Here is a 19,463-nt window from a genome sequence, read left to right on the forward strand (position 1 = left end):
ATATAATAGCTAAAGGTGCTAATTACTTGCGCCAGATCAAACTTGCCATACGTCCGGTTTGTCCATCCCGTCGATAAGAAAAAAATAAGTCACTTTGAGAGACTGTACAATAGTCGCCGCCTGTAATCTTTTTAACGCCTTGCTGGGTAAGTAAAGTACGCGCAATGCCATAAATATCAGCAAGATATTTGCCATTAGCTTGTGGTGTAAATGCTTGAATAAATGAAGAAGACCTTTTTTGAAATAACTCAAACACTTCAGCGCCAACCTCAAATTGAGTTGGCCCAATTGCAGGCCCTAGCCAAGCATTTATATTTTCATACTTTGAGCTAAAACATTCTAAAGTATTTTTAATAATTCCCTGCTCAAGCCCTCGCCAGCCGCCATGTATAGCTGCAACTTCCTTTTCATCATCACTCACTAATAAAATAGGCAAGCAATCGGCGGTCATGATAGCCAAAGGCTGATTTAATAACTGAGTATAAAGCGCATCAGCATTGTGTAACTTATTAGAGTCAAAATGTTCATCAACAATAACAACCTCAGAGCTATGAACTTGATTTAGCCACACGGCAGATTTAGGTAAGTGTTTGGTTAATAGTGAGCGGTTTTTTGATACATGATCTTGATTATCTCCAACATGGTATCCCAAATTGAAACTTTCAAATGGGGTTTTTGAAACACCACCTCCACAAGTAGTACTTAACGTTCCTACTTTATGAAGGTTTTGCCATGTCGCTGACAATAAGTGCATTATCTATCGATATCAGGATTAGCTTTAGTATCTTCACGTAGTGCATGTGTCATAGCAACCATATCGTCAGGGATAGGAGCTTGCCATGTCATCATTTCACCCGTGATTGGATGCGCAATACTTAATTTTACGGCATGTAGTGCTTGGCGTCTAAAGCTACGAAGTAACTCAAATAACTCAGGTGTTGCACCTTTAGGTGGACGCGGACGGCCGCCATAAGATTGATCGCCAATTAGCGGATGATTTAAATGTGCCATATGCACACGAATCTGGTGAGTACGGCCTGTTTCTAGGCGCAGACGTAAACGAGTATGAGCACGGAATTTTTCAGCAACACGGTAATGTGTAATTGCCGGTTTACCCAGTTCATGTACGGCCATATGCGTACGCTGCGTAGGATGGCGGCCAATTGCTTTTTCAACCATACCACCAGCAGTCATGGTGCCATTACACAGTGCTTCATATTCACGAGTGAAATTTTCGCGCTTTTGTAGTGCTTTCACTAAATGCGTTTGGGCCTGAATCGTTTTAGCTACAACCATTAAACCGGTCGTGTCTTTATCTAAACGATGTACAATACCTGCGCGTGGCACGTTAATTATTTCAGGGTAGTAATGTAGCAATGCGTTTAGCACTGTTCCATTAGGGTTACCCGCACCTGGGTGAACCACTAGGCCCATTGGTTTATTAATTACCAAAATATCATCGTCTTCATAAACAATGTTTAATTTGATATCTTGTGCTTCGTATTCGCGTGGTGCTTCAATTGTTGTTTCAACACTTACAACTTCACCACCTAGTAGCTTTTCGCGTGGAGTGTTGAAAATTTCACCGTCTACAGTGATTTTATCATCCAAAATCCACGTTTTTATACGAGAACGTGAATAATCAGGGAACAATTGTGCTAATACTTGGTCTAGACGTTTACCACCTAATTCGGTTGGAACGTCGGCTTGAAGAGAAATTTGCTCTGACATTAGTAACTTTACCCAATTTACCAGTGCAAGCTTTGCTCGACTGGGTTAGAATCGCTTTTAATAAAAGCATAATATAATACGCATAGTTTACTCGGTTTTACCGACTTGGCCTAGCCGAAGACATCGAAGGTAACAAATAAAATGATAAATAAAATAGGGAAACGTGCATTTGCCATTGTTTTTTCAGTTTCTGTACTTAGTTTAGGCGCTTGTTCGTCTGCTCCAGACCAAGAAGACATTCAACGTGTACCGAATAAGTCTGCACACGCTTTATATGAAGATGCAAAAGAAACGCTAGATTCTGGTTTATATGCTCGTGCAATTGAACTTTTGAGTGCTATAGACTCTCGCTACCCATTTGGCCCATTCTCTAAGCAAGTACAAATGGACTTAGTCTATGCACATTATCAATCAGGTAATACTGAACAAGCACTTGCAACCATTGACCGCTTTATTCGCTTAAACCCAAATCATAAAGATTTAGACTACATGTATTACATGCGTGGTTTAGTAAATATTAAAGCAGATAAAAATGCGTTCCAAGAGTACTTTGGTGTAGATAGAGCCGACCGTGATGCTAACCGTACTCGTGTTGCATTTACAGATTTATCGACATTAGTAAAACGTTTTCCAAAAAGTGATTACGCGCCTGAAGCTAAGCGTCGTTTAGTGTGGCTTTTAAACCGCATGGCACGTTATGAATTAAAAGTAGCAACTTACTATTACGAACGTGAAGCTTATTTAGCTGCTGCTAATAGAGGTAAGTTTGTTGTTGAGCATTATTCACAAAGCAGTTACTTAGATCCCGCGCTTGAAATGATGGAGAAAAGTTACGACCAATTAGGTTTAACTGAGCTTAGTGAGCACGCAAAGCAAACACGAAAACTAAATAAAAGAACTAAATAAATAAAAAAGGCGCTTACTAAAGCGCCTTTTAACTACATAGAAAAACAAGCTTAAATCGCTTCTTCATCTTCCTCTGCAGTACGAATACGTATTACACGCTCAACATCTGTGACAAATATTTTACCATCACCGATTTTTCCTGTTTGCGCCGTTTTTACAATAACTTCAATTGCACGGTCTACATCTTCATCAGTCAATACAATATCAAGTTTTACTTTAGGTAAAAAATCGACCATATACTCTGCGCCACGATATAGCTCTGTGTGACCTTTTTGACGTCCAAAGCCTTTAACTTCGCTTACCGTCATCCCCGTAATACCCACATCTGACAACGCTTCACGCACATCGTCTAACTTAAAAGGTTTGATAATTGCTTCTATTTTTTTCATATTAATTACTTTTGAAAGCTTCAGTTGCCTCGATTTTAGACAATCATAGTGTTCATAGCAAACAAAGCAATTGAATTACGGTGATAAAACAACCGATCGTGGTATAATTTATTATATAAAAATAGCTATACTTAAATGACTAGCAGTAAATGAGATTAATATGAAAAACAAACAAAACGGGTTCACCCTTTTAGAACTCATGGTAACCGTTGCTATCGTTGGCATTATTGCATCAATTGCGATTTGGAATAGCAGCGATATGCTAGAAGAAAATAGAGCTGAGAATTTTTTGTTGGAATTAAAAAGAAATATTAGCTACGCCCGTGCTCAAGCTGCAAGTACGGATGAAATTGTTATCATATGCCCTGCTCCTATAAGTAAAGTTGAGATTAATAGATACTTTAAATGTCAAAGTTCATGGGGGGAGGATTCAATCATAACTCTCTTTGTAGATACTAATAATAACGGAATATATAACTGGAAAGAAGATACTATTTTACGCACCATGGAGCAGATAAATAGTATAGACAAGGTTAAATTTACTGGTGATAGTAGCCTTCGCTTTAATACTAGTGGGCGCATTACAACAAACCTAAACACCAGCGGTAACTTTGCTGGCTTTGTATACTGCCCTAATAATGACAATGAAAACAATAAAGCGCTGAATGTATCAGTATCTGGTACTGCTTTCTACCTTGGTGACACCACTGAAAAGTGCGATTAAAAAACGTACAATTATATCTTGTCATATTTGTATCATTTACTAGACTGAGTTAATCATTTATTAACTCAGGTCTTCAAGGATGAGATTATCAATATCAAAAAGTAAGGGAGTAACACTTCTCGAATTAATGGTATCTATGGCTGTTGTCAGTATTATCAGCCAATTATCTATGTGGTTTTACCCAGATTTTTTAGCTAAAAACCGCTTAGATAACCACGTAAACCTCCTACACCGAAATATAAATTATGGCCGTTTATATGCCATTGAAAATACTACTTACGTCACGCTTTGTGCACTAAAAGACAGTCAATGTACAAAAGATGAGTGGAATGGCCAAATGTCACTCTTTATCGACAAAGATAAATCAACCTCGTTAGATGATGATGAACTACTCTTAAGTACTTTTGAGGAGATCCATGAAGCTGACAGTCTTAAATACCCTCGCAGCGCAATTACGTTTCGTCCTGATGGTTCTTTGAATGGTTTTCAAAATGGTACTTTTATATATTGCCCCAACAGCAATAAGGCCAACCTCGAGGGGTTGGCCTTATCAGTAAGTCAAACTGGCAGAATACGTATTAAATCAACTGATAAGTGCCAGAAGAAGTAATCTAGGCTATCGACCCCAGCAATAACCAACATCGGTGTCACCTTTAGACCCTTTTGCACCTTTGAGACCAATATCAGTGATTGAAAGCTCTTTACAATCAGTATCTCCTTTTACAGCACCGTCTATAGGCTTAGCTGTAATAGTGAAGGTATTACTATCGACTACGCTGATAGATAGTTCAAAGTGACCATTTTCGGTTTTACTTTGTAGCCCTAAGTCAGTAAAGGATTGCGTATACTCACGATTATCTACAAAATATTGCTCCTCTTTGTTTGCAGCATCTAACAATGCTGCAGCAGCTTCAGCGCGCGAAGCACGCTTTACATATTCTGTATAATTGGGCAATGCAATTGAGGCAAGTATGCCTACAATTGCAACCGCTATCATCAGCTCAATTAAGGTAAACCCATGTTGTTTCTTCATTTAATTTCCTTAATTATTAACTTCGTCATTTTCTTCACGTTTATAGATATATGTTTGTTGAGTTTTAAAGCCAAACCCTACAGCATTGTCATTAACCAATACAACTTTACCATCAACAATTGTTAAGCCAGGGCCCTTTATCTCAACAGGCTTCATTGGGTTTTCAGCATTTTCACCTTTGATACCCGGCCCAATTAGATAAAACTGACTTTCTTGTGTTACGTCAACTGTTGGGTTGTCATCACACTTACCATCTCCATTACCATCTACGCATGAAGGGCCTTCGCCAAAGTATAACTGAGGTGTATCTGGTACATCATAGCTGGTTGTAAATTTAAGATCGTCATACACTTTCGTACCATAATGTAGGTGAAATGCGTATAAAGAACCACCACCACCACTTAGGGAACATTGGTTTTCAGTCGATGTATCTGATGCAGGTGTGAAACTTGTAAAATAAGCAACACCTCCAACAACTGTAGCAGCAGCTAGTGATTTTTCACCCGTTCCTAACTCATATCTCCAACCATTAAATTTAGCCAAGTCGACTTCTAAGTCAACAAAATCATCAACGTCATCTAGAGCATTACCAAATGGGTCTGAATTCATTTGCATCAAATCAGCAGGTACAATAGTATCCGGTGCATTCGTTTTATATGATTTAGTAACTGTATTTTCATCTCTGATCATAAACAGTTGATCTTTTTCATTGGTACCGGTTGGTTTTGAGCGGTTACCACTACCAATAACTATTGCATCATACGGCGTATCTAAGCGTGTTATAACGGTACTACCATCAACGGTTGTCTCGCTTACTTTACTATAAATGGTTCGTGCAACGAGTGGTTTGTAAAAAAAGCGTCTGTCCTCAGTTGCTTTATTACTGCCAAGCTCAGCTAATTTAAAGTGACTAAATTCACTAGTACTAGTGCCTGGCATATCTATACGCCAAATATCTCCACCAGTATCTGCCGCATAAATTCGGTCTATATATCCATCATAATCTGAGTCAAGCGTGGTAATATCTGCAGCAATACTATGCTTACCTTTAAAGCCATTAATATCGGGTGTTAATGCCCATACTCTTTTACCTGTTTCGGCTTCAACAATGTAAATACCTCGCCCTGTACTATCTTCACTTTTAATCACCGCATCTTTGTTTGTATCGTACCCAGCACCAAAAATTAATAAAGGCTTGTCACCAAATGCTTTAATGTAGGCTATTTGCGGTTTTGACCATGTTTGCGCAAGCTCTTTAAAATCACCTTTTCCGCCTTCTATTGGTGCGCTCCATAGTTTTTTAGGCTGATCGGGATTTGTTATATCCAGTGCGTAGTAGTTTTTACCACCTCGACGCATTCCTGCAAAAGCCCATACTTCATCATCACCACTCGCATCAATAATCCCGTCGTTTAAACCATCGCTATTTAAGTTTTTATTATTAAAATAAACGCTGATTGGACCATCCATACCATATTTTTTACCCGTTTCTTTGTTGCGCAGCGGTTGAATAATGCTGTACAGATCTGAGGGTATAAATGCCCAGCTTTCAGATACTTCATTATTTGTATCATCGTCTTTAAACATATGCAAAAAGCCAGCATTGGTACCAATAAGAATACGAATATCATCATTACCGTAATCAAGCGCAACAGGCTTTGAATGCAGAGGATCACCAAAAATATCATCTCTTTGATCCGTGGTATCGTTATCGTTATCTTCATCATCAACATCAATACCCATAGCCCATTTAATATCTGAACTAGATAAGCTAATTGGGTTATTAGTTATTAAATCAAGAATGTCACTAACAATCGATGTAGTAAATCGTACTATATCGCCTTGTTTATCTGTATATAGTGTTCTTCGTTCTTCTGCGTTGGTTCCTGTTAAGGTACTTAGTTGATAATTAACGCCACCTTGTGCTACTAAGTTCCCATCTGCTGACTTACCATCAGGAAGCCAAAATGTTTTTGCATCAGTGTCTATCAAACCATTAGAATCAAGCGCTACATTGCCCGCTGAATCAACTATGTTACTACCCGATACCTTTAACTTTTTTAAGTTACCGCCCCAGCGGGTATTTGTCTCTGGGTAAAACATTGCAAAATAAATAGCATCTCGACTACGGGTTTGATCTACGTTGTTACTAGCAACGGACGGCGATGAAAAGCTATCATTTACTTCACGAATACGAGAAATTGCACTGTTTAATGATTCAGAAAGCTCATCTGGCGTACTTGCGGGCAAGTTTTCACCACCACCTAAAGAAGCGGCCCTACGTAAAAGCTCTTGTCCACTCGCGCTCATACCAGAGCCAAAACCGATAGTATATAAACGGCCTGTTTCATGAATATCGGGAGTCGACGGGTATAAATCAACAGTAGTATCACTTGTACCATGAATAATTTTAGCCATTTGGTGTAGGTAACTACTGTAGTAACTATCCGTATTCCAGTTTAATCCTTCCCCAAAGTACTTCTCATGCTCTGCACTAATTTGGCTGTCACTATCATTATCACCAGATGGGTCGCCATCGGTCATATAAATGATATTTATCGAGTTGTCGCAGCGCTTAGCCTCAGCGGTGCTATCTGCAAAGGGCGATATGTAAGTATACTCATAATTATTTGTAGTTACATTTTCACACTCATAACTCCAGCGACCTCTATTTCTAACCCAACCACATTCAAGCTGTGTAAACTCACTTCCAGTTCTTAACTCGACACTCGTATCACGTTCAAGAATTGTGGCCTCTAAGCCATATTGAACTTTTTGCCCTGTAATATATAAATAAGCTTCCCAAAGGGTTTCTGTCAAAGGAGTACCGCCAGCAGCAGGTAAAGCAGCAAGTGAATTTCGTATAATTGTAGAATCTTTACCAACTCCATTAACTATATAACCACCGTCTGTGGCTTTAAAGCGCATTAAACCAAAGTCGATAGTATCTTCGTTATCGGTAATAACTTTATTCATCGCAAACTGTGCTGCAGCTAATCGACTATCAGAACATAAAACCCAACCTCCACTCGAATATTGCCCACAATTACTACCTGTACTTGATGAAAAAGCCATGCTTCCTGATGTATCAAAAATCAGTAATACTCGAGGTTTTTCTTCAACATCCACATCATGATTAACATAAAGCTCTATATCTTCAGCATAAACTGACGCACTTATTGTTAAGCCAAGTAAAGAGGCTAGCACTTTGTTTAATTTAAATTTCATCTTAAATCCCCTTACTTATGCTAGCCATTTCTTGCGCTACACCTGTAACAATGGTTAGTTCATGCTTACTTTTAGAGCCATATTCTATTGTCGTGGCGACCTGTAACATATTGCACGATATACCTGCAGTAAAATTAAAGCGTCGAGGACACTCTAGGTCAAGCGCACCTTTGTTTAGATTAACCATTTTGCTTTGCATACCATCATGTGTTGCGATCACCATGCCTTCTTTATCAGAGGCTGCAATCGAAGTGACTTCATCTGGACTCAAAAAAAACTGATTATTCGCACCTTTATTAGCTTCATCAGAAATCATGCGCTGTACTTCGCCAATAAGTTCATTTTCGGCCACTTCACGCTCTTGCGCTGCATTGGTAATTTTAATATCAATACTACTACTGCTCATAAGAGTCACCGCTATACCCGTCACTGCAATTACCATTATTAGAGCGGTGATCAGTACTACACCCTGCTGCTTTTTCTGTGATTGTTTTAAATACGCCATAAATTTGATCCAACATTATTTAATCGAATAGTCGTGGTAAACACTGTGCGTCTGAAACTATCTGTGAATTTCAATTCACGCTTGTCTTCATCTTCACCTAATATGTAAGTTTGGTTTTTAATTTTAACCCCAGGGTCTGGCTCCAATGCGCGTATTAATAAAAATACCTGTACTGTTAAAATACCCTTTCGATTTTCCCAATCAGTGTGCTCCATACTTTTAATACTTCGGTATGTATCTACACGATTGTCGCTGTTTGTATCGAGACCAAAAACAAACCGCATGTTTTCGACACCTTCCATAATAGTTTCTGTGGTGATATTCCCACCAACTAAACGCTTTCTCATTAATGCAGGTACAGTTAGGTTCTTGTTATTTACTTTATATGTTTGCTCTGAAATATAATAAACATGATGGCTATACGGCCAAATAGAGGCATTAACAGAACTTCCTGTAATTTCACCTCGCTTGAATTGGGCTCTCTCTTGCTCCGCTATGAAATAGTTTTCACTCGTTTGAGTCTCACCTTCAGTTAATTGATCACCTTGTAAAAACTTTAACTGAATAATATCGGTACCTTTTACTGGACTCGTTACGCAGTTTAGTTCTTTTGAAGCATCTGCAACCTTCGCATAAATAGTTCTAAAGTTACTCGCAGTTGCCAAATCAGGAAAACTACCGTTATTTAGTCCTTCAAAACAGTCATTTAGCGGGTTTGATAATGCTTCTGTGTTTACCGAAGTAAAAGAATCATCATAATAAGTGCCCCAAAAGCCAATTTGCTCAATATCACGTTGCATTATGTTAATTGCAAGGCGTCCTGATTCTTGAAGTTCACCAATAGTCATCGTATCTTTAGTGGTTACTTTCATACCTATATAGGTAAACATAACGCCGCCTAAAATTAACCCACCAATAAATAATGAAATCATCATTTCTACAAGTGTAAAACCTTTTTGCTTCATGTTAGCTCCTAAGGTAAATATAACTAGTTAAAACAACTAAACGGCGCTTTTTATCAGCCGTTCCACACTTGATGTCTCCAGTCGTACTATTTGCATTAAACTCTTGACGCCCTTGCCAAGATACAACGACCTCTAAATTAAATGCTTTACCACCTGTACCTGCAACTGCAGTAGCCGCAATACATACAGTTGCGTCATCTAAAGAGCCTGTGTTTTCCCTTGCTTTTATAGCTCTTTTCCATTGCTCAAGGTCTAGGGCTGCAACTTGCGCTGCGCTACAAGTGCTTGTAAAACACGTCTGTGAGGTTTTAGTTGAGGCTTCGCTATTAAATGTTTGGGTATATAGGCTAGCTATTTGCGGGGTATCGTTAGCACGGATACGCTGCACAATATCATTACCAAGTGCAACTGCAGCAGCACGCTGCATAGAATCAAAGCTTGCTTGCTTTGCTTTTGCTTGCAAAGCAACTGCGCCTAAAAGGCCAAAACTAAGAATAATAAATGCAATTAGCACTTCAATCAGAGTGAAGCCTCTTTGCACTTTTACGTGAGGTGATTGCATAATAAAACCAAATAAAAATTATCTGATTTTAAGTTTATGTTATTTATTTGAGGAATCAATGAGGACTAAGACAAGCGGTTATATTTGTTGATAAACGGTTAATTAAACCTGTTTATTCAATAACACCGTTGATAATTAAGACTCAAATGTATTTAAATCAAGGGGAGGTTAATTGCAAGGTAAGCCTAAAGCGAATTTTTTACTAATTTAAGCTCACGGCGGCTCACTGGCAATAACTCACTGCACCCTTGTAGCTCAATCATATGATTGCCATTCGCTTTTGAATGCAAAGCAATTACTTTTTGTTTATTAACCAATGTATTGCGATGAATTCGCAAAATATGTGTAGGAAATTGTGACTCTAATTGTTTTAGACTTTGTTCAAGTAAAGCTTCTCCACCACAGAATATCATTTTGGTATACTTTTCTTCGGCACTAAAATACAAAACATCATTTATATCAACACTGCGTAGAGTACCAGCTAGCTGATAAGAGATTTTTACATTTTGTTGTTTTTGAATATGTACTTTATTTAAGCGCCCGACTTGCTTAAGCACCTTTTGCAATGATTGCTCTGAAATAGGTTTAACTAAATAACCTGCAGCGCTTAATTGTAAAGCATCGAAGGCATGCTCAGGGTGAGCAGTTATAAAAACAATAGCAGGAGGTAGAGTTAAACTATTGAGCTCATTAGCAACTTGTAAACCATTCATACCAGGCATATCAACATCTAAAAAAATCAAATCCGGCGTCTGCTTTTTAGCCAGTACTAGGGCTTCATTACCATTACTTGCCTCGCCTTGTACAACTATGCTTTTATCATGTGCCAACAAACGAATTAAGCGCGATCTCGCAAGAGGTTCATCATCAACAATGAGTACGTTCATACACTACCCTCAATTAGCTTAGGAATAACGACCTTGACCCTAAACACATCATTTTTATTAGTAATTGTTAGCTGCGCTTTATTTTTATAATAAATATTTAATCGCTGGCGAATATTTTCAAGCGCCATGCCGTTATTAGGCCTAGTTTGAGCATTAGAAATTGTTATAGGGTTAGAAACAATCATGGTTATATAGCCGGTAGTAATATGTAGCTCTACTTTTATTTCTGCACCATGCTCACTTGTTTCAACACCGTGGCATACTGCATTTTCAATTAATGGCTGCAGGGTTAAACAAGGAATGCTCAATGCAGGTAGTTCATTAGGTATTTGCCAATCAACGCTTAAGCGATTACCGAAACGCCATGTTTCAAGTGCTATATATTGCTTACTCAGCGTTATTTCATCGTCAAGAGATACATTTTTTCCTGAGTGCATTGCTGCCTGCGATAAGGCGGCTAATGCTAAAATAGCCTGCTCTGCCGCATCGGCATCATGATGAGTAAGCTCTGCAGCGGTGTTTAAACTATTATATAAAAAATGAGGACGTATTCTAGCTTGCAAGGCATCAAGCTCAGCTCGAGAAAGCGCTTTAGTTTGCTGCTCTTTCTCAAAATGAATTAATAAAAATTGGACGAATAAAGCCGCCAGCAAAGCCACTATAATGCAATTGCGAAGTGTGAAATAAATTAAGTTATCTGTATCATCTATATCAAAAGCAAAATGGGAAAATAAAATACTAAAAATGCATGTAGATAATAAAAAAAAGATAAAAAACAAACTTAATTGAAAAGTTTGGGTGCGCGTTTGTAAGAAAAATCTACAGAAGTATAAAGAAGAGGTACCGACTAAAACAATTAAATGCATAAACAAACTAATGATCCCAAGTCGAAGCCAAATATCGCCTTCTACATTGGGTGCAAAGGCTAAAACAATAGCAATAACTTGAGAAACAATAAGCGAAGCTAGTACGCCTCGCTCATTAAAAAGAGCCGAAAAAAGCAAACCATCATTTTTTAGTGACTTGCTCATAACGACTCTCCTATAATCTAAATTTTAAATTAACGTAGCTCTACAGGAACAGCAAATACGATATTCTCTTCTTCGCCTGGGTTTTCAACAACCTGCGTACCACCAAGATCTTTTAATCGGCTTATAACTTGTTGTACAAGTACTTCTGGCGCAGATGCACCCGCAGTTACACCCACTGATTTAGAACCTGAAACCCACTGCTCTTGCACATCAGTTGCGTCATCAATTAAATAAGCAACAGTGCCCATTTTATCTGCAAGTTCACGTAAACGATTAGAGTTAGAACTGTTTTTAGCGCCAACAACTAATAGCACATCAACTTTGTCAGCTAAGTCACGAACAGCATCCTGACGATTTTGCGTTGCATAACAAATATCATCTTTACGAGGTCCGTCAATTGATGGAAACTTATTGCGTAGTGCATCAATAACATCAGCAGTATCATCAACTGATAAAGTCGTTTGACTACAGTAAAAAAGATTTTCAGCATTTTTTACATTAAGCGCAACAACATCATCAACGGTTTCAACAAGATAAATACCACCGTCTGAGTTATCATATTGTCCCATTGTTCCCTCTACTTCAGGGTGACCATGATGTCCAATTAAAATACACTCAATACCTTTGCGACTCGCACGTGTAACTTCCATATGCACTTTAGTTACAAGCGGACACGTTGCATCAAATACTTTTAAATCACGACGTTTAGCCTCGCTGCGAACCGCTTGCGATACGCCATGTGCGCTAAAAATAACAATACTGTCGTCAGGTACTTGATCAAGCTCTTCAACAAATACCGCACCACGACTTTTTAGTCCATCAACCACATAGCGGTTATGTACTACTTCGTGGCGAACATAAATTGGCTTTTCAAAAATATCTAAAGCGCGCTCAACAATACTAATAGCACGGTCAACACCAGCGCAAAAGCCGCGAGGATTAGCTAGTAATATTTCCATTAACCTTCCACCTCAATAATATCAACTTCAAAGGTTAAACGCTGGCCAGATAAAGGGTGATTAAAATCAATCGTTACCGACTCACCTTGCACTTCGCGGACTAAACCAGGAAGCTCAGTGCCATCAGGTTGAGTAAACGCAATAATTGCACCTACCTTAGCTGGTGTTTCTGGACCAAACTTACTACGGTCAACGTAGTAAATATTATCTGGGTTTGGTTGACCAAAAGCATCTTCAGGTTCTAATTCAAACGTTTTACTTTCGCCTGCAGTTAAACCTAATAAACACTTTTCGAAGTTTGCCGTTAAGCTGCCATCACCCATTGTTAATTTAGCAGGTTTGTTGTGCACCTTGGTAGAATCAGCGGCAGAGCCATCTTCTAATTTAATAGAAAAATGGAAAATAACTTGCGAGTTTTCACCAATTACAGCTTGGCTCATGCTTTATGCTCCTTTGGACTCTCGCCGGTGAAGGCGTCAAATAACAATAATGCTGCGCCAATACAAATAGCGCAATCGGCAATATTGAATACAGGAAAATGTGAGTCTTTATAAAAAACGTGAATAAAGTCGATTACATAACCATACGCAATACGATCGTATAAATTACCAATAGCGCCAGCAAGTACCAATGCATAAGCACCGCATAGTACTTTATTTGTAGCAGGTAAGCGTTTTAGCCACCATACAAGCAAAGCACTAATAGCAACGGCAATTGCACTTAAAAACCAACGCTGCCAACCACCCGCTTCACTTAAAAAGCTATAAGCAGCACCATAGTTATGTACATAAGTAATACTAAAAACAGGGAGTAAGTTTATAGACTCTTGATAAGCCATAGTCCCTACAACAAGTGTTTTACTGGCAAAGTCTATTACTAAAAGTAATAGACTCAACCAAAGCCACACTAAACCACTTTTTTGGGCTAGTTTGCTCACTAAGAATAACTCCTAAGCGAATTGACGCTTTTCACCTTCGCCGTCAACATTACTTACACAACGACCACAAATTTCAGGATGAGCAGGCTCAACGCCTACATCTTCGCTGTAATGCCAACAACGCTCACATTTAGCAGCATCTGTTGCAGCAACGCTAATGAACAAACCTTCAATCTCGGTAGCTTGTGTATCTACAGGCTGGCTATCAACTTCAGTAACATTCACGGCTGATGTTAACAATACAAAACGCAGTTCATCACCAAGCGCGTTTAATTTAGCGGCAAGCTCTTTACCCGTAAATAAATTCACCGTTGCTTGAAGTGTTGCACCAATGACTTCTTCTTTACGTGCAGCTTCTAATAAGCGGTTTACTTCGTCACGTACAGTTAAAATCTCTAACCAATCATCGTTACTAAATTGGCTATTTGTTGGTGCTTGTAAGCCATCGTACCAAACTGATGTAAATACGTAGTCACTACGCTCACCCGGTAACGCTTCCCAAATTTCTTGTGCGGTAAAGCTCATAATAGGTGCCATCCAACGCGTCATTGCTTCTGCAATATGATAAAGCGCAGTTTGACAAGAACGACGTGCATGGCTATCACTCTTAGCTGTATATTGACGATCTTTAATAACATCTAAATAGAACGAGCCAAGCTCACCCGTACAGAAGTTCATTAGCTTTTGAGTTACTAATAGCATTTGGTAGCTGTCGTATGCGGCTAAAATCTCGTCTTGCAACTGAGCTGCGCGACCAACAATCCACTTATCAAGCTCAACCATATCATCAACAGCTACTTGATCTGTTTCTGGGTTAAAACCATTTAGGTTAGCAAGCAAGTAACGGCTGGTGTTACGAATACGGCGGTAACGATCGGCTGAGCGTTTAAATATTTCATCCGACACAGTCATTTCTGCCGTGTAATCGGTAGAAGCCACCCACAAACGTAGAATGTCAGCACCTAGTTTATTCATCACATTTTGTGGTGAAATAACATTACCTAGTGACTTAGACATTTTGCGGCCGTTTTCATCAACAGTAAAACCATGAGTCAATACTTGGCGGTATGGCGCATGACCATTAATAGCAACAGATGTCATCATTGATGACATAAACCAACCACGGTGCTGATCAGAACCTTCAAGGTATAAGTCAGCTGGACCAACCAGGTCTTCACGTGCATCTACTACACAAGCGTGTGACACACCTGAGTCAAACCATACATCTAGCGTATCTTGCACTTTCATGTATTGCTTGGCGTCTTCTTCACCAAGTAAAGTAGCTGGTTCTAAATCGTACCATGCTTGTATACCAGACTTTTCAACAAGCTCTGCTGCTTGAGCAATTAACTCTTGTGTATTTGGGTGAAGTGCACCGGTGTCTTTATCAACGAACAATGCAATAGGAACGCCCCAAGTACGCTGGCGAGAAATACACCAATCTGGGCGGCTTTCAACCATGTTAGAAATACGGCTTTCACCCCACTCTGGTAACCACTGCGTGTTTTTAATCTCAGCAAGAGAATCTTGACGTAAGTTAGCCTGATCCATACTTACAAACCACTGCGGTGTAGCACGGAAAATGATTGGTGTTTTGTGGCGCCAACAATGTGGGTAACTATGCGTAAGCGCATGGTGATGCATAAGCGCACCACGCTCTTTTAACACTTCAATTACGCTCGCATTCGCCTTAAATACGTGCTGACCTGCAAAAAGTTCGGTATCTGGTAAATAAACACCATTTGCACCAACAGGGTTAGCCACTTCAAGGTTGTAATTTAAGCCTGCCACGAAATCTTCTTGACCATGGCCTGGGGCGGTATGTACAACACCAGTACCTGAATCAGTAGTTACGTGTTCTGCAACAATCACTGGTACATTAAAATCATAAAAAGGATGGGCTACTTGCAAGTTTTCAAGCGCTGCACCTTTTACATACCCTAGTACGTGAAAGTGATTAAAACCAAAACGGTCCATAGCATCTTTAACAAGCTCAGAACCTAAAATTAGGCGTTGTTGTACGCCTTCATCTTCAACCTGTACTAACGCATACTCTAAATCGGCATGCACAGCCACAGCGCGGTTTGCAGGAAGCGTCCACGGTGTTGTTGTCCAAATAACAGTACCAACACTGCCTTCACCTTTATGACCATCAGCCAGATCAAAGGCACTAACAACAGCATCTTGATCAACAAATGTAAAACGCACATCGATTGCTGGTGACTGCTTATCTTGGTATTCAACTTCAGCTTCTGCTAATGCAGAGCCACAGTCTGTACACCAATGCACAGGCTTGGCGCCTTTATGCAAATGACCTTTTTCAATAATTCGACCAAGCACACGAATTGCATTCGCTTCAAAGTCAAAGTTCATTGTTAAATATGGCTTATCCCAATCTGCAAATACGCCTAAACGTTTAAAATCAACTTTTTGACCTTCAACTTGTTTTTTAGCGTATGCACGGCATTTTTCACGAAACTCACTCGCAGTAACTTTTACACCCGGCTTGCCTACTTTTTTCTCAACCATTAACTCGATTGGTAAACCATGACAATCCCAACCTGGAACTAATGGTGAATCAAAGTCAGATAATGTTTTAGACTTAACAATAATATCTTTTAATATTTTATTAACTGAGTGGCCTAAATGGATATCGCCATTTGCATACGGAGGGCCGTCATGCAAAATAAAGGTTTTTTTACCTTTCTTAGCGCTGCGAATTTGACCATAAAGGTCGTCCTCATACCATGCTTTAAGCATTTTTGGTTCACGTTGTGCCAAATTGCCACGCATTGGAAACGGTGTTTCCGGTAAGTTCAAAGTATGTTTATAGTCGCTCATTTATCCTACATTCCGTCTCTATCGGCTACCTGATTTAAACCAAAACACTGCTTAGCGGCAGCAACATCAGTTGCTATTTGCGCCGTTAATTGTGTTAATGTCTCGAATTTTTTCTCATCGCGAAGTTTTTTTATTAACTCCACATGCATAAATTGTCCGTAAATATCCTGTGCAAAATCAAAAAGGTGAACTTCTAATAATGCACGAGTTCCATTAAATGTCGGCTTATTACCTACATTTGCAACTCCAAAAATCTGTTTTCCTGCAATCGTTGCTTGCACTGCAAACACTCCGTTGACAGGACACACTTGGCGTTTTAGGGCTATATTTGCCGTTCTAAAACCGAGTTCACGTCCTCTTTTCCAGCCATGTATAACACGCCCAGAAATAGCATAATCGTGACCAAGCATTATTTTAGCACTCGCTAAGTCACCGGATGCTAAAGCATCTCGTATTAAAGTGCTGCTTACTCTAGCATTTAATTGACGAAAGCTCGCGGTGCTTTTTACATCCATGCCCGCTTGCTTACCCATGCTAGCAAGTAAGTGAAAGTTACCTTGGCGTTGCTTTCCAAACTTAAAATCATCACCAACAGTAAGTGCTTTAACACCTAACTTTTTAATCAAAATCTCATTAACGAATTGCTCAGCATGCATGTTTGCAAATTGCTGATTAAAGCTAATGCAAATAACTCGCTCAATACCTAAATCACTCAATAAACGTAACTTATCTCGTAAGCGCGTTAACCGTGCAGGGGCATTGTTTTTAGCAAAAAACTCTTGTGGCTGGGGTTCAAACAGCATTACAGTGCTAGGCAAACTATGCGCTTTAGCATCGCTAAGTAAACCTTTTAGTACTTCTGCGTGGCCTAAATGAACGCCGTCAAAATTACCAATAGTTAACACACAACCAAAATGGTGTGGGCGAATATTGTGTATACCTCTAATTAACTCCATGCCACCTAATGCCTTGTTTAGCGAGCTATTAATTACGGCTAAAAAATGATTAAAGCCGCAGAGTTGCCGATTATAATCTTTTTTTTAGTTTGATTCAGTAATTGCTACACTTTTTATCGTATTTAGTCTAACGCCCATCACAAATAGCATTGCAAAGTAGCTAATACCTGCCAAAGCCACTAGCGCTACTAATAATATTACTTGCTGTGTAAAGGCCCATGTAGCCCAATAATAGTAACTGCTCACAAACCATGTGACAGCTCCCATAACAATACTTGCAACAACACATTTAAGTGTAAAACGCATACTCATTGATGAGAACTGGTATACATTTTCTTTTTTAAGCTGTCTGTATAATAAAAATGCATTGCAGCTAGCCGATAACGAAGTAGCAAGTGCCAACCCTAAATAACCAATGAAAGGAGCCAGCATAATGTTAAACACCATATTAAGTACTAAGGTAATAATACCAATACGCACCGGTGTTTTTGTATCTTGACGAGCATAAAAGCCAGGAGCGAGTACTTTTATTAGCATAAAGCTTACAAGTCCGACCGAATATGCGACTACGCCTAAGCTTACAGCTTTGACATGATCAATACTGTCTTCTTTAAATGCACCGTGGTCGAACAACACGGTAATAATAAGTGGGCTGATGATCATCAAACCTATCATTGCTGGCAGGCCTAAAAATATAACAAAACGAACTCCCCAATCGAGAGTATGCTGAAAGTCGCTACTTTTTTTACTGCTATGTAGTTTAGAAAGCGCCGGTAAAATAACTGTCGCAATACCAATACCAAATAACCCCAGCGGAAATTCAATTAAGCGGTCTGAATAGTAAAGCCATGCAATTGAGCCCGTCATCAGTAATGACGCAATCATGGTATCGAGCAACAGATTAATTTGACTAATAGAGACACCAAACAAAGCCGGTAGCATAAGTTTTCGTACTTTTTTTACGTTTTCGTCTTGCCATGCCCAGCGCGGACGCGCCAACATTTTAGCGCGATACAAGAACGGTAATTGAAATAGTAGCTGCACTACACCACCGACAAATACACCTATGGCAAGTGAATAAGCACCTACCGAAAATTTATCATGTAAAAAAATTGCACACGTAATAATAGAAACATTAAGCAAAACTGGTGTAAATGCAGCAACAGCAAAACGGTTATACACATTCATTACCGCACCACTAAGTGCAACTAAACTTACAAAAAATAAATAGGGGAATGTAAGTTTAAGTAGTGAACTTGCAAGTTCAAATTTTTCGGCATTAGGTCCGCCTTGCCACCAATCTATAAACCAACCGGTACCAAATAGTGCTGCAATAACAGGGGAAGCAACAACACCAATAATAGTGACAATTAGTAAAATGGTTCCTAATGTGCCTGCTGCTTGTGCAACAAAAAGTCTGACCTTGTCGTCGCCTTGCTGTTCTTTAATTTCACTTAGCACAGGTACGAATGCTTGTGCGAAGGCACCTTCTGCAAATAAACGGCGTAAAAAATTAGGAATACGGTTAGCAAATAAAAAAACATCAGCCGCTGCACTTGCGCCTAATAAATTGGCAACGACAGCATCTCGAACGAGCCCTAAAATACGCGATATCATAGTCATACAACTAACAATCATACCAGAGCGAAATAAACCTTTTGACACCTTAAACCTACTCAAAAATCCTCAAGATAGGCGATTATGCCACAGTCTTTTTTATAAATCGCTTTAAAGCACTAGGCTGGGGGTCTGTGCTTTGTTACAATGTCTATATTAACTGCTAAAGCGGCAAATTGATGCTCGTTATAT

19 protein-coding genes are annotated in these 19,463 nt (G+C 39.2%); 3 read left to right on the plus strand and 16 right to left on the minus strand.

Going from position 1 to position 19,463, the window contains the following annotated elements; translation table 11 throughout:
• Positions 1–22: 22 nt before the first annotated feature.
• Both pgeF and rluD read right to left on the minus strand, forming a co-directional pair.
• Positions 23–754: a peptidoglycan editing factor PgeF gene (pgeF, locus tag H5116_RS01285; protein ID WP_182712592.1), complete on the minus strand. Its 732-nt coding sequence runs from the start codon at positions 752–754 to the stop codon at positions 23–25.
• Positions 754–1,731 (minus strand): 23S rRNA pseudouridine(1911/1915/1917) synthase RluD, encoded by a 978-nt coding sequence (gene rluD, locus H5116_RS01290; protein WP_024596579.1) that lies wholly within the window; start codon positions 1,729–1,731, stop codon positions 754–756. The genes pgeF and rluD overlap by 1 nt, the downstream gene beginning before the upstream one ends.
• Before the next feature lie 141 nt (positions 1,732–1,872).
• Between rluD and H5116_RS01295 the strand changes: the two genes are divergently transcribed.
• The gene (locus H5116_RS01295) at positions 1,873–2,637 is read left to right on the plus strand and encodes an outer membrane protein assembly factor BamD (protein WP_002962210.1); all 765 of its coding nucleotides are present in this window, start codon (positions 1,873–1,875) and stop codon (positions 2,635–2,637) included.
• A gap of 50 nt (positions 2,638–2,687) precedes the next feature.
• On the opposite strand, the gene glnB is transcribed toward H5116_RS01295, so the two are convergent.
• On the minus strand, positions 2,688–3,026 hold the full coding sequence (gene glnB / locus H5116_RS01300) for a nitrogen regulatory protein P-II (protein ID WP_002962211.1): 339 nt from the start codon (positions 3,024–3,026) through the stop codon (positions 2,688–2,690).
• A 160-nt stretch (positions 3,027–3,186) separates the two neighbouring features.
• Here glnB and H5116_RS01305 point away from each other — a divergent pair, with 160 nt between their 5' ends.
• A complete protein-coding gene (locus tag H5116_RS01305) occupies positions 3,187–3,750 on the plus strand; it encodes a GspH/FimT family pseudopilin (protein WP_165723617.1) in 564 nt (187 codons plus the stop codon).
• Positions 3,751–3,829: 79 nt separating this feature from the next.
• The gene (locus H5116_RS01310) at positions 3,830–4,360 is read left to right on the plus strand and encodes a GspH/FimT family pseudopilin (protein WP_024596577.1); all 531 of its coding nucleotides are present in this window, start codon (positions 3,830–3,832) and stop codon (positions 4,358–4,360) included.
• 6 nt (positions 4,361–4,366) lie between these two features.
• On the opposite strand, the gene H5116_RS01315 is transcribed toward H5116_RS01310, so the two are convergent.
• The 13 genes from H5116_RS01315 to murJ form a co-directional block, all read right to left on the minus strand.
• Complete coding sequence (locus H5116_RS01315) at positions 4,367–4,783, minus strand: type IV pilin protein (RefSeq protein WP_182712591.1); 417 nt, start codon at positions 4,781–4,783, stop codon at positions 4,367–4,369.
• Positions 4,784–4,792: 9 nt separating this feature from the next.
• Positions 4,793–8,011 (minus strand): PilC/PilY family type IV pilus protein, encoded by a 3,219-nt coding sequence (locus tag H5116_RS01320; RefSeq protein ID WP_182715387.1) that lies wholly within the window; start codon positions 8,009–8,011, stop codon positions 4,793–4,795.
• A gap of 1 nt (position 8,012) precedes the next feature.
• The gene (locus H5116_RS01325) at positions 8,013–8,516 is read right to left on the minus strand and encodes a hypothetical protein (RefSeq protein WP_024596574.1); all 504 of its coding nucleotides are present in this window, start codon (positions 8,514–8,516) and stop codon (positions 8,013–8,015) included.
• The gene (locus tag H5116_RS01330) at positions 8,504–9,481 is read right to left on the minus strand and encodes a PilW family protein (RefSeq protein ID WP_182696013.1); all 978 of its coding nucleotides are present in this window, start codon (positions 9,479–9,481) and stop codon (positions 8,504–8,506) included. Before H5116_RS01330 ends, H5116_RS01325 begins: the two co-directional genes overlap by 13 nt.
• A 1-nt stretch (position 9,482) precedes the next feature.
• On the minus strand, positions 9,483–10,043 hold the full coding sequence (pilV, locus tag H5116_RS01335; RefSeq protein WP_024596572.1) for a type IV pilus modification protein PilV: 561 nt from the start codon (positions 10,041–10,043) through the stop codon (positions 9,483–9,485).
• A 185-nt stretch (positions 10,044–10,228) separates the two neighbouring features.
• Positions 10,229–10,930, minus strand: a complete 702-nt coding sequence (locus H5116_RS01340) for a LytTR family DNA-binding domain-containing protein (RefSeq protein ID WP_182715388.1) — start codon at positions 10,928–10,930, stop codon at positions 10,229–10,231.
• On the minus strand, positions 10,927–11,961 hold the full coding sequence (locus H5116_RS01345) for a sensor histidine kinase (RefSeq protein ID WP_002958233.1): 1,035 nt from the start codon (positions 11,959–11,961) through the stop codon (positions 10,927–10,929). The genes H5116_RS01340 and H5116_RS01345 overlap by 4 nt, the downstream gene beginning before the upstream one ends.
• 29 nt (positions 11,962–11,990) lie before the next feature.
• A complete protein-coding gene (ispH, locus tag H5116_RS01350; protein ID WP_002958232.1) occupies positions 11,991–12,920 on the minus strand; it encodes a 4-hydroxy-3-methylbut-2-enyl diphosphate reductase in 930 nt (309 codons plus the stop codon).
• The gene (gene fkpB, locus H5116_RS01355; protein ID WP_002958231.1) at positions 12,920–13,360 is read right to left on the minus strand and encodes an FKBP-type peptidyl-prolyl cis-trans isomerase; all 441 of its coding nucleotides are present in this window, start codon (positions 13,358–13,360) and stop codon (positions 12,920–12,922) included. The genes ispH and fkpB overlap by 1 nt, the downstream gene beginning before the upstream one ends.
• Positions 13,357–13,857: a signal peptidase II gene (gene lspA / locus H5116_RS01360; protein ID WP_002958230.1), complete on the minus strand. Its 501-nt coding sequence runs from the start codon at positions 13,855–13,857 to the stop codon at positions 13,357–13,359. Before lspA ends, fkpB begins: the two co-directional genes overlap by 4 nt.
• Before the next feature lie 12 nt (positions 13,858–13,869).
• Positions 13,870–16,698: an isoleucine--tRNA ligase gene (ileS, locus tag H5116_RS01365; protein ID WP_182715389.1), complete on the minus strand. Its 2,829-nt coding sequence runs from the start codon at positions 16,696–16,698 to the stop codon at positions 13,870–13,872.
• A gap of 5 nt (positions 16,699–16,703) precedes the next feature.
• A complete protein-coding gene (gene ribF, locus H5116_RS01370; protein ID WP_096793492.1) occupies positions 16,704–17,654 on the minus strand; it encodes a bifunctional riboflavin kinase/FAD synthetase in 951 nt (316 codons plus the stop codon).
• Between the two features lie 84 nt (positions 17,655–17,738).
• A complete protein-coding gene (gene murJ / locus H5116_RS01375; RefSeq protein WP_370660919.1) occupies positions 17,739–19,277 on the minus strand; it encodes a murein biosynthesis integral membrane protein MurJ in 1,539 nt (512 codons plus the stop codon).
• Positions 19,278–19,463 lie beyond the last annotated feature (186 nt).

Source organism: Pseudoalteromonas sp. SG45-2, from assembly GCF_014164115.1.
Classification (GTDB): Bacteria; Pseudomonadota; Gammaproteobacteria; order Enterobacterales; family Alteromonadaceae; genus Pseudoalteromonas; species Pseudoalteromonas distincta.

What these genes read in the sequence shown, in the direction of transcription:
- pgeF (WP_182712592.1), bottom strand. Translation starts at nt 754, where the DNA reads ATGCACTTATTGTCAGCGACATGGCAAAACCTTCATAAAGTAGGAACG.
- rluD (WP_024596579.1), bottom strand. Translation starts at nt 1,731, where the DNA reads ATGTCAGAGCAAATTTCTCTTCAAGCCGACGTTCCAACCGAATTAGGT.
- H5116_RS01295 (WP_002962210.1), top strand. Translation starts at nt 1,873, where the DNA reads ATGATAAATAAAATAGGGAAACGTGCATTTGCCATTGTTTTTTCAGTT.
- glnB (WP_002962211.1), bottom strand. Translation starts at nt 3,026, where the DNA reads ATGAAAAAAATAGAAGCAATTATCAAACCTTTTAAGTTAGACGATGTG.
- H5116_RS01305 (WP_165723617.1), top strand. Translation starts at nt 3,187, where the DNA reads ATGAAAAACAAACAAAACGGGTTCACCCTTTTAGAACTCATGGTAACC.
- H5116_RS01310 (WP_024596577.1), top strand. Translation starts at nt 3,830, where the DNA reads ATGAGATTATCAATATCAAAAAGTAAGGGAGTAACACTTCTCGAATTA.
- H5116_RS01315 (WP_182712591.1), bottom strand. Translation starts at nt 4,783, where the DNA reads ATGAAGAAACAACATGGGTTTACCTTAATTGAGCTGATGATAGCGGTT.
- H5116_RS01320 (WP_182715387.1), bottom strand. Translation starts at nt 8,011, where the DNA reads ATGAAATTTAAATTAAACAAAGTGCTAGCCTCTTTACTTGGCTTAACA.
- H5116_RS01325 (WP_024596574.1), bottom strand. Translation starts at nt 8,516, where the DNA reads ATGGCGTATTTAAAACAATCACAGAAAAAGCAGCAGGGTGTAGTACTG.
- H5116_RS01330 (WP_182696013.1), bottom strand. Translation starts at nt 9,481, where the DNA reads ATGAAGCAAAAAGGTTTTACACTTGTAGAAATGATGATTTCATTATTT.
- pilV (WP_024596572.1), bottom strand. Translation starts at nt 10,043, where the DNA reads ATGCAATCACCTCACGTAAAAGTGCAAAGAGGCTTCACTCTGATTGAA.
- H5116_RS01340 (WP_182715388.1), bottom strand. Translation starts at nt 10,930, where the DNA reads ATGAACGTACTCATTGTTGATGATGAACCTCTTGCGAGATCGCGCTTA.
- H5116_RS01345 (WP_002958233.1), bottom strand. Translation starts at nt 11,961, where the DNA reads ATGAGCAAGTCACTAAAAAATGATGGTTTGCTTTTTTCGGCTCTTTTT.
- ispH (WP_002958232.1), bottom strand. Translation starts at nt 12,920, where the DNA reads ATGGAAATATTACTAGCTAATCCTCGCGGCTTTTGCGCTGGTGTTGAC.
- fkpB (WP_002958231.1), bottom strand. Translation starts at nt 13,360, where the DNA reads ATGAGCCAAGCTGTAATTGGTGAAAACTCGCAAGTTATTTTCCATTTT.
- ileS (WP_182715389.1), bottom strand. Translation starts at nt 16,698, where the DNA reads ATGAGCGACTATAAACATACTTTGAACTTACCGGAAACACCGTTTCCA.
- ribF (WP_096793492.1), bottom strand. Translation starts at nt 17,654, where the DNA reads ATGGAGTTAATTAGAGGTATACACAATATTCGCCCACACCATTTTGGT.
- murJ (WP_370660919.1), bottom strand. Translation starts at nt 19,277, where the DNA reads ATGACTATGATATCGCGTATTTTAGGGCTCGTTCGAGATGCTGTCGTT.